The organism is Pseudomonas sp. MDV22-iso1, from assembly GCF_058145095.1.
The window spans coordinates 11,624-26,235 of sequence record NZ_JBYVMF010000044.1; the positions used below are offsets into that span (position 1 = coordinate 11,624).

At 60.5% G+C, this 14,612-nt stretch carries 11 protein-coding genes; 5 read left to right on the forward strand and 6 right to left on the reverse strand.

Features of this window, described 5'->3' with window-relative positions; translation table 11 throughout:
• Positions 1-243: 243 nt before the first annotated feature.
• Entirely contained in the window at positions 244-1,335 is a 1,092-nt protein-coding gene (locus AC3ZVB_RS28355; RefSeq protein WP_490148408.1) for a DUF1615 domain-containing protein, read from the reverse strand.
• 464 nt (positions 1,336-1,799) lie between these two features.
• On the opposite strand from AC3ZVB_RS28355, the gene AC3ZVB_RS28360 reads away from it, so the two are divergent.
• On the forward strand, positions 1,800-4,004 hold the full coding sequence (locus AC3ZVB_RS28360) for a TonB-dependent receptor (RefSeq protein ID WP_490148409.1): 2,205 nt from the start codon (positions 1,800-1,802) through the stop codon (positions 4,002-4,004).
• A 128-nt stretch (positions 4,005-4,132) separates the two neighbouring features.
• Entirely contained in the window at positions 4,133-5,668 is a 1,536-nt protein-coding gene (locus AC3ZVB_RS28365) for an FAD-dependent oxidoreductase (protein ID WP_490148410.1), read from the forward strand.
• A 134-nt stretch (positions 5,669-5,802) separates the two neighbouring features.
• Here the strand turns inward: AC3ZVB_RS28365 and hemB are convergent, their stop codons facing one another.
• The 3 genes from hemB to AC3ZVB_RS28380 form a co-directional block, all read right to left on the reverse strand.
• Positions 5,803-6,777, reverse strand: coding sequence for a porphobilinogen synthase (hemB, locus tag AC3ZVB_RS28370; protein WP_162440848.1), 975 nt, complete (start codon positions 6,775-6,777; stop codon positions 5,803-5,805).
• A 254-nt stretch (positions 6,778-7,031) separates the two neighbouring features.
• Positions 7,032-7,874, reverse strand: coding sequence for a PhzF family phenazine biosynthesis protein (locus tag AC3ZVB_RS28375; protein WP_162440847.1), 843 nt, complete (start codon positions 7,872-7,874; stop codon positions 7,032-7,034).
• A 30-nt stretch (positions 7,875-7,904) separates the two neighbouring features.
• Entirely contained in the window at positions 7,905-8,612 is a 708-nt protein-coding gene (locus AC3ZVB_RS28380) for a glutathione binding-like protein (protein WP_490148411.1), read from the reverse strand.
• 352 nt (positions 8,613-8,964) lie between these two features.
• Here AC3ZVB_RS28380 and AC3ZVB_RS28385 point away from each other — a divergent pair, with 352 nt between their 5' ends.
• Complete coding sequence (locus AC3ZVB_RS28385) at positions 8,965-9,639, forward strand: histidine phosphatase family protein (protein ID WP_162440845.1); 675 nt, start codon at positions 8,965-8,967, stop codon at positions 9,637-9,639.
• A 154-nt stretch (positions 9,640-9,793) separates the two neighbouring features.
• Positions 9,794-10,849, forward strand: coding sequence for a permease (locus AC3ZVB_RS28390; protein ID WP_162440844.1), 1,056 nt, complete (start codon positions 9,794-9,796; stop codon positions 10,847-10,849).
• Between the two features lie 135 nt (positions 10,850-10,984).
• On the opposite strand, the gene mnmH is transcribed toward AC3ZVB_RS28390, so the two are convergent.
• Both mnmH and selD read right to left on the reverse strand, forming a co-directional pair.
• Positions 10,985-12,088 carry a tRNA 2-selenouridine(34) synthase MnmH gene (mnmH, locus tag AC3ZVB_RS28395; RefSeq protein ID WP_490148412.1) on the reverse strand — a complete coding sequence of 368 codons (1,104 nt, stop codon included), beginning with the start codon at positions 12,086-12,088 and terminating at the stop codon, positions 10,985-10,987.
• Positions 12,088-13,122, reverse strand: coding sequence for a selenide, water dikinase SelD (selD, locus tag AC3ZVB_RS28400; protein WP_490148413.1), 1,035 nt, complete (start codon positions 13,120-13,122; stop codon positions 12,088-12,090). Before selD ends, mnmH begins: the two co-directional genes overlap by 1 nt.
• Before the next feature lie 248 nt (positions 13,123-13,370).
• Between selD and AC3ZVB_RS28405 the strand changes: the two genes are divergently transcribed.
• Positions 13,371-14,327, forward strand: coding sequence for a nucleoside-specific channel-forming protein Tsx (locus AC3ZVB_RS28405; protein WP_490148414.1), 957 nt, complete (start codon positions 13,371-13,373; stop codon positions 14,325-14,327).
• Positions 14,328-14,612: the final 285 nt, after the last annotated feature.

Genomic DNA, 14,612 nt, shown 5'->3' on the forward strand with positions numbered 1-14,612 from the left:
CTGAAGGTGGTGCCGATCGTCTGATCGAACGCCGCGTCGCTGAAGGTGGTGCCGACCGTCTGATCGATCGCCGCGTCGCCGAAGGTGGTTCAGATCGTTTACTGGAACGTCGCGTTGCCGAAGGTGGTTCCGATCGCCTGATCCAGAATCGCACCGTATGATCGAAGCATTACTTAGCACTCTTCGACGAAGAACCCGGCCTCAACAACCGGGTTTTTTTATGCCGGTATTTTGTGTGTCTATTCAACGCGCCCGCGCCATGCACCGCTGATATCGCTCATCGACTCGCTTGGCGAACCACGCCGTGGTGAGTTTGCGGGTGATCTTCGGACTCTGCAGCACGATCCCCGGCAACACCGCACGGGGCAGCGACCGGCCTTCGGCTTGCTCGGCCAACTCGAACACCCGCTCATAGAGTGTTGTTTCCTCGAATTCGAGGCTCTTTCCCTTTTCCAATTGATCCCTGATCGTCGGGTTGCGCATGTCCAGTCGCTTCCCGAGGGTGCGCACCGCCAATTCAGTGGTGCCAGGCATGATCGAGTCATAGCGGACCAGATCCCCATCCAGCGCCAGGGGAATACCCGAAGCACGGCTCACCGCGTTCTGGAACGCCGCATTGCGGCTGGCGTACCAACCGGCATTGAAGTCGGCAAAACGATACAGCGGCTGCTGATAGCTCAACGGATAGCCAAGCAAGTGGGCAATCCCGAAATACATTCCCCCACGTCGGCTGAACACTTCACGACGAATCGAGCCCTCTACCGGGTACGGATAATTGCGCGCCTGCTGCTCGGCGAATTCGATGCTGACTTGCATCGGTCCACCGGTGTGCACCGGGTTGAAACCACCGAACAGCGTCCGCCCCATAGGCACCATGCCGATGAAATCATCGAAAATCGCACTGAGCTCCTTCTCGCTGCGCGCAGCATTGAGACGGTCGCTGTAGCTCTTGCCGTTGGGTGAGCGCACCTGCAGCGCGCCGCTGATCAAAAGGCCGGGAATATGGGCTTTGGCCGCACGGCGGTCGATCTCGTCACGGGCAATCTTGCCCAAGCCGGGGACCGGTGGGTCGACCTGGAAGGTAGATTCCTGCTCGGTGACGGCGAGCACCGAACATAGGTTTTGCGTGGTCGCAGGGATGGCCTGGGCTGCAAACGCCGCATAAATATCCGTGGCCCAGCCCTGGCGATCGACCGTCTTGGCCGGCAGCAAGCGCATCAGTTCCGCCTTGACCTCATTGGGTGTTCGCGCAGGCGGTTCCTGGGTGCGCTGGGTGCCGCATCCGGCCAGTACCAGCAGCGCCGCGACGCTCGTGATCAATCGATTGGCTTGCATGGAGCTCCATCAAATCCTTAAAGACGGGTTAACCATACGACCAATGGCATGGCGCAGGCTATGACCCTCACCACCCTCCACTGTTCCCTGTAGCAGCCGTCGAGCCTGCTACACATGTCTGTAGCAGCTGCCGAGCCTGCGAGGCTGCGTTCGGCTGCGAAGCAGTGTGAAACCAGACACTGCGGTGTGTCAGATACACAGCACCGCTCACTGGCGACTGCTTCGCAGCCGAACGCAGCCTCGCAAGCTCGGCAGCTGCTACACAGATGCGTTACATCCTCACGGGCTCCATCGCTACAGAAAGCTCACAACCCCGCTGAAGATTATCTACACACCGTAATAACAAACCCATTGCAAGACGTTACTGAGAAAATCTATCATTCGCGCCTGGAGTCGCATTTGCGCAAGGAGTTCCCGCGCCGTCAATTTTTACCTCATCGGCGACGCACCGCCAGGAACGAAACATGACCTCTCCAACCCGACTCGGCGCGCCTTTGCGACCGACGCTTATTGCTCTGTTTTGCTCCCTTTCCATTACCGCCTACGCCGCTGAACCCGCCGAAAACAACGGCAAGGCGTTGGTACTGGACGACGTCAACGTCAACGCTCAAGCCCCGTCGCCTTCCGCCCTGCCCCCGGTATTTGCCGGTGGTCAGGTGGCGCGTGGTGGACAACTCGGTGTGTTGGGCAATCAGGACATCATGGACGTACCGTTCAGTGTGTCGTCGTACACCGAACAACTGATCCAGGATCAGCAGGCCGAAGACGTGGCCGATGTGCTGTTGAACGACGCCTCGGTGCGTCAGGCCAGCGGATTTTCCAACCAGTCGCAGATTTTCATGATCCGTGGCTTACCACTTACCGGTGACGACATTTCCTACAACGGCCTGTACGGCGTGCTGCCCCGGCAGATCATCTCCACCGATGCACTGGAACGTGTGGAGGTCTTCAAAGGCCCGAACGCGTTCATCAACGGCGTGACGCCGACGGGTTCGGGCATCGGCGGGGGTGTCAACTTGCAACCCAAACGCGCCAGCGATGTGCCGTTGCGTCGATTCACCACCGACATCAATGACGAAGGCCGGATGGGCCAGCATCTGGACCTCGGCCAACGGTTCGGCGAGGACAACCGTTTCGGTGCACGGGTCAACCTGGCTCAGCGCGAAGGTGACACCGGCATCGATCACGAAAACCAGCGCTCCAAGTTGTTCGCCATCGGCCTGGACTACCGCGGTGACGCCCTGCGTGTTTCTGGCGACTTCGCCTACCAGAAACAAAGGGTCAATGGTGGCCGCAACTCGGTGAACCTCGGCAACACCACACACATTCCGGACGCGCCTTCTGCCGACACCAACTACGCGCAGAAGTGGGGTTTCACCGAAATCGAAGACACCTTCGGCATGCTGCGCGCCGAATACGACCTGAACGACAACTGGACCGCCTATGCCGCTGGCGGTGCCAAGCACACCCGCGAAGTGGGACGCTACAACTCCACCACTCTGGTCGGCAACGATGGCAGCTCCTTTACCACCGGCTCGTTCATCCCGCACGACGAGGACAACAAAAGCGTCATGGGCGGCCTTAATGGCCGATTTGACACGGGCCCGGTCAGCCACAAGCTCAACTTCGGCCTCGCTGGCATCTGGACCGAGCAGCGCAGTGCCTATGATTTCGACCTGCGCCGAAACCCCAACAACATCTATCACCCGGTCGAAACGCCGTCGCCGGTTGGCAATTTTTCCGCTGGCGACCTCAACGATCCGGGCATCACCGGCAAAACCTTCGTGCGCAGCGGCGCCGCCTCCGACACCCTCGGCTTCTTCGATGATCGCCTGCTGGTGACCGTCGGCGTGCGTCGTCAGCAGTTGGTGGTCCAGGGCTTCGCCTACGGCAGCGGCACGCGAACCTCCAAGTACGACGAGTCGATCACCACGCCGGTCTACGGCATCGTGTTCAAACCGTGGGAACACGTGTCCTTCTACGCCAACCGAATCGAAGGCCTGGCCGAAGGTCCGACCTCTCCCGTTACCTCCGGCAACCTGATCGTCACCAATGGCAATCAGGCGTTCGCGCCGGCTCGCTCGAAACAGATCGAAGCCGGGGTCAAAGTCGACATGGGCACCTACGGCGCCAGCCTCGGTGTGTACCGCATCGAACAACCGGGAGACGGCTATTCCGTTGCGACCAGCGCGACCACGGCGGAATTTATTCGTGAAGGCAAACAGATCAACAAAGGCGTCGAGCTGAACGTCTTCGGCGAGCCTATCGAAGGCCTGCGCCTGATCAGCGGGCTGACCTTGATGGACACCGAACTGAAAGACACCCAGAACGGCGCAAACGATGGTAATCGCGCTATCGGCGTGCCGAACTTTCAGTTCAATGCCGGTGTGGATTGGGACGTGCCGGGCCTGCAAGGTGTAGCGCTGAATGCGCGGATGTTGCGCACTGGCGGCCAATACGCCGATGCGGCGAACAACCTCAGCCTGCCGACCTGGAACCGCTTCGATGCCGGTGCGCGGTATGGCTTCAAAGTGGAGCAGAAAGACGTGACCCTGCGTTTCGGAATCGAAAACCTGGCAAACGAGAAATACTGGGAATCGGCCCAGGGCGGCTACCTGACCCAGGGCGAGCCACGGGTCGCGAAGTTGTCGGGCACCATCGACTTCTGATCCCCCGACGCCTCAAAAAAAGGCCCCGCAGCGTCACCGTTGCGGGGCCTTTTTCCGTCTGGCGGCGCGTCTGGACTCACCCTCGAACTGGACCATACTAGAGCTCACACTCTAAAGAGGACGGGCTCATGAACCGAAGCGACGTGCTGATCGTCGGCGCTGGACCGACCGGTTTGGTCCTGGCGCTGTGGTTGAGCAAACTGGGCGTGCGCGTGCGGATCATCGACAGAACGTCGGCACCCGGCACGACTTCCCGAGCGCTGGCGGTGCAGGCTCGTACGCTGGAGCTGTACCGCCAACTCGATCTCGCCGACGCCGTGGTGCAGAACGGCCATCGTGTCGCGGCGGCTAATTTCTGGGTCAAGGGCGGACCGGTCGCGCGCCTGCCCCTGACCCGTATTGGCGAAGGCCTGACGCCCTACTCGTTCCTGAAAATATTTCCTCAGGATCAACACGAGCGCCTGCTCATCGACCGCCTGCGAACGTTCGGTATTGAAGTCGAGCGCGATACCGAACTGGAAAGCTTCGAGGAAACCGGTGACGGCATCAGCGCCAGGTTGCGCCGGCCCGATGGCCAGCAGGAAACCTGTCAGGCCTGTTACCTGGCCGGTTGCGACGGGGCCAAATCGATCGTGCGCAAGACCCTGGACACCGGTTTTCCAGGGGGGACCTACCAGCAGATTTTCTACGTCGCGGATGTGCAGGCCAGTGGCGAGTCCATCAACGGCGAGCTGCACGTGGACCTGGATGAAGCGGACTTCCTCGCCGTGTTTCCCATGGCGGCAGAAGGCCGCGCCCGGTTGATCGGCACGGTTCGAGATGAGCGTGCCGAGCATCCGGAGAACCTGCGGTTCGAGGACGTCAGCAGTCACGCGATCAATAATATGAAGGTGCAAATCGATCAGGTGAACTGGTTTTCCACCTACCGCGTGCATCACCGCGTGGCGGACCACTTCCGCACCGGGCGTGCGTTCCTGCTGGGGGACGCGGCCCATGTCCACAGCCCCGCAGGCGGTCAGGGCATGAACACCGGGATCGGCGACGCCATCAACCTGGCCTGGAAACTCGCTGCAGTCTTGAGCGGCGCCGCCGAGGCCCGGCTGCTCGACAGCTACGAACCCGAACGTATCGCGTTTGCCCGCAAACTGGTGGCCACCACGGACCGGGTGTTCAGCTTCGCCACCGCCCAAGGCCCCTTGGCCGACCTGTTGCGTACGCGTCTGGCCCCGTTCGTGATCCCGAAAATGGCCTCGTTCGAGACCTCCCGCGAGTTTTTGTTTCGCACGGTCTCGCAGATCACCGTCAATTATCGCGGGATGCCACTCAGCACCGGCGTTGCCGGGCACGTGCATGGTGGGGATCGATTGCCCTGGGCTCACGATGGCGAAGGCGACAACTTCGAATCGCTCAAGCAACCGGTCTGGCAGGTGCATGTGTATGGCGACACCAGCGACGAAATGATCGCCTGGTGCACGGAACACCATCTGCCGCTGCAGGTATTTGACTGGCGTCCGGCGTTCGAAATCGCGGGCCTGGGGCGTAACGGGTTTTACCTGTTACGGCCGGACACCTACGTGGCGATTGCCGAAACGTGCTCCGATCCGAAAGTGATCGAACGGTACTTCCAGGAACACGGGATCCGGCCTTTCTTTGGTGTTGCCTGATTCAACACGAACCCACACGATTTCCATGTAGGAGTGAGCCTGCTCGCGATGGCGGTGGCACATCCAATATCAATATCGCCTGACACGGCCCCATCGCGAGCAAGCCCGCTCCCACAGGGATCATGCGGTGGGCTTTAGATCCCGGCCAGCGCCAGGTCCATCGCAAAGTAGGTGAAGATCAGATCCGCGCCCGCGCGTTTGATCGCCCCAAGGCTTTCGCGGACCACCCGATCCTCATCGATCGCACCGGCCTGAGCGCCGAATTTGATCATCGCGTATTCACCACTGACCTGATACGCCGCCAACGGCAGACGGGACACTTCTCGAATGTCGCGGATGATGTCCAGGTAGGCGCCCGCCGGTTTGACCATCAGCGCGTCGGCGCCTTCCTGCTCGTCCATCAATGATTCACGTACCGCTTCGCGGCGGTTCATCGGGTTCATCTGGTAGCTTTTGCGGTCGCCCTTGAGCGCGCTGCCGCCAGCTTCACGGAACGGACCGTAGAGCGCGGAAGCGAATTTGGTCGAGTAAGCCATGATAGGAATCTGGGTGAAACCAGCCTCATCCAGCGCCCGACGAATCGCCCGGACCTGGCCGTCCATTGCCGCCGACGGGGCAATGACATCGGCCCCGGCGTGGGCTGCTGCCACGGCCTGGCGACCCAGGTTGATCAAGGTCTGATCGTTGTCGACTTCATGGTGGTGCATCACACCGCAGTGGCCATGATCGGTGTATTCGCAGAAGCAGGTGTCCGACATCACGATCATGTCCGGCACAGCATCCTTGGCAATGCGCGACATGCGCGAGACCAGGCCATCCTCTCTCCAGGTGTCACTGCCGGTGCTGTCCAGGTGGTGGGACACGCCGAAGGTCATCACCGACTTGATACCGGCACGGGCGTAACGCTCGATCTCGCCAGCCAGTTTCGACTCGGGGATACGCATCACGCCGGGCATGCTCTTGATCGGCACAAAGTCGTCAATTTCTTCTTCGACGAAGATCGGCAGCACCAGATCGCTCAAGCTGAATTCGGTTTCCTGGAACAGGCTGCGCAGGCTCGCATTGCGGCGCAGACGGCGTGGACGTGCTTCGGGGAACTGGCTGGACATGGGGGTTCCTGAAAATCGATGAACAAGACGAAAGTCGCAGGGGGCGAAAGCTTATGCCTTCTGCGGCGCCCTGCACAAACGCCGGATGACGAAGAGTCCGTTGCCGGACTGACAATAATCGCGGCCTGCCCAACCAGAGCAAGGGGTGCAGCGAGTGGTCGCGACCAAAGCGCGCAGGTTCGATTTGCACCGCCATTAGCGGCTTCACCCTATTGCAGGCGCGGTCAGTGTTCACTCAACCGCGCCCGTCAGCGTTACAGGTTCAGGGTGCCACTGATGCAGGTCACCACCGCGCCGCCGATCCAGATCTCGTCGCCCAGTTGTTCGACCTGGATTCGCCCGGCGCGGCCCATGGTCAACCCCTGGCTGACCACGTAGGACGACGGCGCCAACCCTTCCTTGAGCAACCATTGGGCAACACCGGCGTTCAGGCTGCCGGTGGCTGGATCTTCGGGCATGCCGTCGCCGCTGATGAACGCCCGCACCTCGAAGTGCGCATCATCGCCATCCCGCTCAGGGTTCCAGGGCGCAATCACACCGACCGCCAGGCCAAGCATTTGCCCATGATCCGGCTTCAGGTCCAGCACCTGCTGGCGATTGTCGAGCATCACCGCCAGCCAGCCGGCCCCGTTATCGACCCACTGGGCCCGAACAATCGCGCCCTGCTCAAGTCCCAGCCCCAGTCGCACCCGCTCCACCAGGTCGGCCTCCACCGGCCCGGTCCGGAGCAGGGGCGGTGCAAGAAAAGCCAGCTCCGCGCCTTGGCGACGGACCCGCACCAACCCGACGCCACACTCCTGAATAATCTCTTCTCCCTTGGGCACGCCACCCGCTTCGAGCCAGGCGTGACACGTCCCCAAGGTCGGATGACCGGCAAACGGCAACTCCTTTGCGGTGGTGAAAATCCTGACCCGGTAATCGGCCCGAGGGTCTTGTGGTTCGAGGATGAACGTCGTTTCACTGAGGTTGGTCCAGGTCGCAAACGCCGCCATACGCTCATCACTGAGTTCATCGGCCGCGAACACCACGGCCAATGGATTGCCCTTGAGCGCGACGCGGCTGAATACGTCTACCTGTTTGAAATCGAATGAATGCATGGGTCTTCCCTGAGGGTGAGATGGATGGACTTAAATCGCCGACTTCGGAATTTCCAGCCCGCGCATCACCGCCGGGCGTGCCAGAAAACGCTCCAGGACTCGCGTGACGTTCTTGAAGTCGTTGATGCCCACCAGATCGCCCGCTTCATAGAAGCCGATCAGATTGCGTATCCAGGGGAACGTGGCGATGTCGGCGATGGTGTAGCGCTCGCCCATGATCCAGTCCCGCCCTTCCAGCCGCCCATCGAGCACGTTCAGCAGGCGCTTGCTTTCTTCGACGTAGCGTCGCAGTGGACGTTTGTCCTCGTAGTCCTTGCCGCCAAATTTATTGAAAAAGCCGACCTGGCCAAACATCGGACCGATGCTGCCCATCTGAAACATCAACCACTGGATCGTCTCGTAGCGAGCGGCCGATTCCTGGGCCAGCAACTGCCCGCTTTTGTCAGCGAGGTAGATCAGAATCGCCCCGGACTCGAACAGCGCCAACGGTTGATCCCCCGGACCGTGAGGATCAAGGATCGCCGGAATCTTGTTGTTGGGGTTCAGCGACAAAAACTCGGGGGACAACTGGTCGTTCGTGTCGAAGCCCACACGATGGGGTTCATAGGGCAGCCCGATCTCTTCGAGCATGATCGACACCTTGACGCCGTTGGGGGTCGGCAAGGAGTACAGCTGGAGCCACTCCGGGTACTGGGCAGGCCACTTTTGCGTGATGGGGAACGCGGACAGATCGGTCATGAGGGTATCCACCGGGAAATGTACGCCGATCATAATCCACGGGATCCAAAGGCGTTATCAATGTCGCTGATTATCAAGATCGAACAATTGACGCCTTCGTCATCGCCATAACCTGTAGGGTGGCCATAATTTCGCAACATCCTGTCGATAACCTTCGCTGCAACCCATGAAAGGTTATCGATACATTGCTGCGCCCCCGGCCGGTATCGAACCAAATGGGCCTCAGAGGACTCTGAGGATTGCCCTTTCGGAAACGGACCGGCTTATCGACATGGAAATCACCCGACGCTGGACGCTCGCGGTGTAAAGGTTTGTCAGCCTTAACCGAATGCGCTGAAGAACCCTTTATTCGATGAAGAACCTTTCGAAATTTGCCACTCGTTTCAAGCATCGCGCCTACTTGTTCCTGCCCGCATTGCTGGCCACCAGCGCGGTGTTCCTGTCGCTGGAATCCAGCGAGAGCCGTGCCCAGCCGGCTGACGGCACCCAGACCCTGGTATTCCTGCGCCACGCGGAAAAACCTGAAGGCGGTCTCGGCCAGCTGAACTGCCAGGGCTTGAACCGCGCCATCGACCTGGCCACCTTGCTGCCGGAAAAATTCGGCAAGGCCAACTACGTGTTTGCCGCCAACCCGACGCGCAATGTCGAAGAAGGCGAGCTGGATAACTCCTACAGTTATATTCGTCCGCTGATGACCATCAGCCCCAGCGCGATCAAGCTCGGGTTGCCGGTGAACATCAACTTTTCGGCCAATGACACCAGCGACCTGGCCGATGAACTGCTTCACGACAAGTATCACAACTCGGTCATCTATACCGCCTGGTCCCACGGCTACCTGCCGGAGCTGATCAACACGGTCGCGGGCGAAGCCGTTGGCAAGAAACAGACGATCACAGAAGACTGGGAGTCCAGCGATTACGATTCGCTGTTCGTCCTGACGCTGACCTGGCACAACGGCAAGGCGAGCGTCGCGAGCCACAGTTACAAGCAAGGTCTGGATAACGGTGCCGAGACCTGCCCGACATAAACAGGGTTTTCTGGGGCCGCTGCGCGGCCCGGCGCGAGCAGGCTCGCTCGCCGCAGAAGCTCACTGAACCCGACTGATCATCATTGGCCACACTCCGCGAAAGGCAAGGTCTGGGCTATCATCCGTCCATCGTCCTCTCGCCCGGAACCTCACCATGTCACTGTCTTCTGTTGCCGCCCCCACTCGGGGCTGGTCGTTCTGGTGGAAACCCGCCCTCTTCGTCCTCGTCGCCTGCATCGGTCTCTATTACGTCAAATGGTCGCCCTACTACGCCAAAGCCTTCCTGGCCGCTGACAACCACAGCATCGGCGCGTCTATTCTCAACGACGCACAAACCTCCCCGCTCATCGCTGCGCTGACCTATGCCAAGGTGTATTTCCTGGCGATCTGGAAAGCCGCCGTGCTGGCCGTCATCCTCGGCTCGCTCCTGCAGGTGCTGATCCCGCGAGACTGGCTGCTGCGCCTGTTTGGCCGCGCCGGTTTTGCCTCGACCGTGCGCGGTGGCTTGTTTGCGTTGCCGGGGATGATGTGCTCGTGCTGCGCCGCTCCAGTGGCGGCGAGCATGCGGCGGTCGAATGTCTCGGTCGGCGCGGCGCTGGCCTTCTGGATCGGCAACCCGGTGCTGAACCCGGCCACGCTGGTGTTCATGGGATTCGTGCTGGGCTGGGGATTCACGGCGCTGAGACTGGTGGCGGGTATTGTGCTGGTGTTCGGTGTGTCGCTGGTTGCACAGCGGATTTCCGGCCCGGAAGTACTGCCCGAAGCGGCTGTCGAAGCGGTGTCGGCGGCCAGTGAACCGGACTCGCAACCGTTCCTGGTTCGCTGGGGCCGCACCATCTGGCAGTTGTTCTGGAGCACGATTCCGATCTACATCCTGGCGGTGTTGGTCCTGGGGGCCGTGCGGGTCTGGGTGTTCCCTCACATTGACGGCGCCATGGCCAACGGTTTGCTGTGGCTGATACCGCTGGCGATCATCGGCACATTGTTCGTGATCCCCACGGCGGCGGAAATCCCGATCGTGCAAACCATGATGACCCTGGGGATGGGCACCGCTCCGGCGGTCGCCTTGTTGATGACCTTGCCAAGCATCAGCCTGCCGTCGCTGCTGATGCTGCGCAAGGATTTCGACGCACGGGTACTGGTGAGCGTGGCGCTGATGACCATGGGGATCGGAGTGATCACCGGGTTGATCGGCGCGGCTGTCCTTTAAAACAGGTAGCGCCTGACACGACCCCATCGCGAGCAAGCTTTGCTCCTACAGATCAGGCACCGTCCACGCGGTAACGGTCAGGCGCAAATCCTGTGGGAGCAAAGCTTGCTCGCGATGAGGCCGGCAAAAACACCCTCAATCCTGTTGTTTTTGCCGCGTTTTCAAATACTCCAGAACCGCCGCTTGCTCCCCCGCAAACTCGATCCGCCCACCCTTCTTCTCCCGCTGGAACGCATACATCGGGTCGTAATACTCGCTCAACAACCCTTCAATCCAGTCCCGGTGCAGATCCACCGCGCCACTGCGCGCCTGCTCCGCCAATGCCGCTTCCATCAATATCAACATCCGCCGATGGCGTTCTCCGCCCAGGCGTTTCTGCACATTGTTCAGGCTTTCCAGCAACCGCTCGGAAAACAGCGCAAACCCTTCATCGCCATGCACGCGGATGAACTCGGCGCATAAATCCACCACGTAATCGCGCAGGATTCGCTCGACCCGCCCTGACAGGCTGTCTTCCAGCCAGACCATCGAAAACTGCTGCATGCCCTGGAACAACGGCAACGGCAAGGCACAACTGCCGACCATGCGGCTCTCGTCTTCCAGCACGAACTGCTCGATGCCCGCGGCGCGCTTTTTCAACACGTCCACCGCCAGGCGGTTTTCGAAGTCGATGTTGGACGGCTGGCCAGTGGCACGTTTGCCGAAACTGGAGCCGCGGTGGTTGGCGTGGCCCTCAAGGTCCAGCCCGTTAAGCAACTGCGTCAACACCTCGGTCTTGCCGGTGCCGGTCATGCCGCCCAGCAGGACGAAATCACATTGGGCAATCGCCTGGTCGACCGTCTCCAGCAAGAAGGTACGCATGGCCTTGTAACCGCCACCGACGCGCGGATAGTCGATGCCCGCCTCGTCCTTGAGCCATTGCTGGACGATCTGCGAACGCAACCCGCCGCGAAAACAGTAAAGGTAGCCATCAGGATGCGCCCGGGCGAAATCGGCCCAGGCCTGGATGCGTTCGGCCTTGATGTCACCCGACACCAGTTGATGCCCCAGGATGATCGCCGATTGCTGCCCCTGCTGCTTGTAGCAAGTGCCGATGCGTTGGCGCTCGTGGTCGTTCATCAGCGGCAGATTGATTACGTCGGGGAATGAACCCTTGGCGTACTCGACCGGCGCGCGGGTGTCCATCATTGGCCGGTTGTTGAGAAAGATGTCGCGGTAATCGGTGAAGTCGGTCGACATCAGAACACCTCAACCGCGTGTGTCTGTCGCTCAACCAGCTCACCGATGGGCTCAAGGTTCAGGCCCAGTTCGGCGGCCACAGCGAGGAAGCCGGCGTTGCCTTGCGGGGTGACGGCGACCAGCAGGCCACCGCTGGTTTGCGGGTCGCACAGAACGAGTTTATGCAGCTCCTGAAGGCGACCGAGCTTGCTGGCATAGCTGTCGAAATTGCGCAGTGTGCCGCCGGGCACGCAGCCCTGTTCGAGGTAATACTCGACTCCGGGCAGACGTGGAACGCGGTCATATTGAATGCGCGCGGTGAGTTGGCTGCCGTCGGCCATTTCCACCAGATGCCCCAACAGGCCAAACCCGGTGACGTCCGTCATCGCGGTCACGCCGTCGAGTTTGCCGAAGCGGCTGCCGGGTTTGTTCAGGGTGCACATCCAGTCGCGGGCCAGCCCAATGTCGGCGTTGCGCAGCTTGCCCTTCTTCTCGGCGGTGGTGAGGATGCCAATGCCCAGCGGCTTGGTGAGGTACAGCAGGCAACCGGCGGTGGCGGTGTCGTTGCGCTTCATGTGGCGCTTTTTCACGAGCCCGGTGACTGCCAGGCCGAAGATCGGTTCGGGCGCATCAATGGAGTGACCGCCGGCCAGTGGAATGCCCGCTTCGTCGCAGACCGAGCGCCCGCCACGGATCACTTCACGGGCGATCTCCGGCGCCAGCACGTTGACCGGCCAGCCGAGAATCGCGATCGCCATCAACGGGTCGCCGCCCATGGCATAGATATCGCTGATGGCATTGGTGGCAGCGATACGACCGAAATCGTACGGATCATCGACAATGGGCATGAAGAAATCCGTGGTCGAGACCACCCCGCGTTCTTCATCGATGGCGTATACCGCCGCATCATCGCGCGAGGCATTGCCCACCCACAGCTTGGGATCTAGGTTCTGCGCCCCGCTGCCGGCCAGAATCACCTCCAGCACCTGGGGGGAAATCTTGCAGCCACACCCTGCACCGTGGCTGTACTGGGTTAGACGAATCGGCTCGCTCATAGGGGTGTACCTCGTGAAGTCAGGCCAATAATCCTACAGCAACATACCGTTTGATTCGTGGCCGCCAGATCAAAAGATCGCAGCCTGCGGCAGCTACAGGGGGCGAGTAATCGGCATGAATTTGATCTTCTTGAAACAATTGGTATGGCTTGTGCAAACGTTTGCGAAGCGCTGATAGGCGCGCTTTCGATACATAACGGCTCAAGCCCGAACAAACGGGCCCCGCTCCAAACGAAAAGGGACTTTTAATGCTTTGCACTTCCCGTCGCGTGACACGTTCGCGCACATTGGCTGTTTCCCTGCTGCTCGCCAGCGTTACAGGACTACTCAGCTGCAACACCTTGGCGCAACCCGCCACGCCCGACGAATCCGCCCAGGGCGAAGCCCTCAGCCCCGAAGCCAGCCCGCCGAAAAAAGGCGCGTACCTCTCGGACTGGTTCAACCAGGACCTGACAGTCATTGGCAGCAAAGACATCAGCTTCGGCCCGCAACCGGCGGATGATATCTATCTGGAATACGAGTATTTCGGGCGCAAGGGGCCGTTCGAGTTGTACGGTTACATCGACATCCCGAAGATTTTCAACATCGGCAACAGCCACGACAAAGGCGTCTGGGACCATGGCTCGCCGGTGTTCATGGAGCACGAACCGCGGATCTCGATCGACTACCTGGCGGGCCGCAGCCTGGCCATCGGTCCGTTCGAGGAATGGTATGTGGCGTTTGACTGGATCTACGATCACGGCAGCAATAGTGCCAACCGCGCGAATACGCTGTACAGCGGGTTGGGCACGGACATCGACACGCACTCGCGGGTCAATCTGTCGGCCAACTTCTACGGTCGTTATCAGTGGGAAAACTACGGGGCCAGCAACGAGTATTCCTGGGACGGCTATCGTGCCCAACTCAAGTACATCGTTCCGATCAGCAGCTTCAGCAATGGCGCGTCGCTGACGTATATCGGCTTCACCAATTTCGACTTTGGTTCGGACCTGCACAAGGACAACCCGGCGCGCACGGCTAACGCGACGGTGGCGACCAATGTGTTGCTGTACGCCTTTACGCATCTGCGTTTTACGTTGGTGGGTCGGTATTTTCACAACGGGGGTAACTGGGAGGATGGCAGTGAGTTGAATTTCGGCGACGGCGACTTCCGTGCCCGGTCGGATGGGTGGGGGTATTACGCGGGGGTTGGGTATCAGTTCTGACTGCGGGAGTTGAGCTTGCTCGCGACGGCGGCTTGCCCGCCGACACCTTTCTCCCGGATGCCCCAGATCAACTGTAGGAGCTGAGCTTGCTCGCGATGGCGCCCTGGCAGCCGACGCATCTTTCCCTGTCGCCCCCGGATCAAACTGTGGGAGCTGGCTTGCCGGCGATGGCGGCCTGACAGGCTATGAGGTTTTGATGGAGTACATATCCATTTCTGCGGTCACGGCTGCTATTGGTTTCGCTTTTACAGCGAGTCACTTGGAAGAGCGCCAAGTAACCAAACG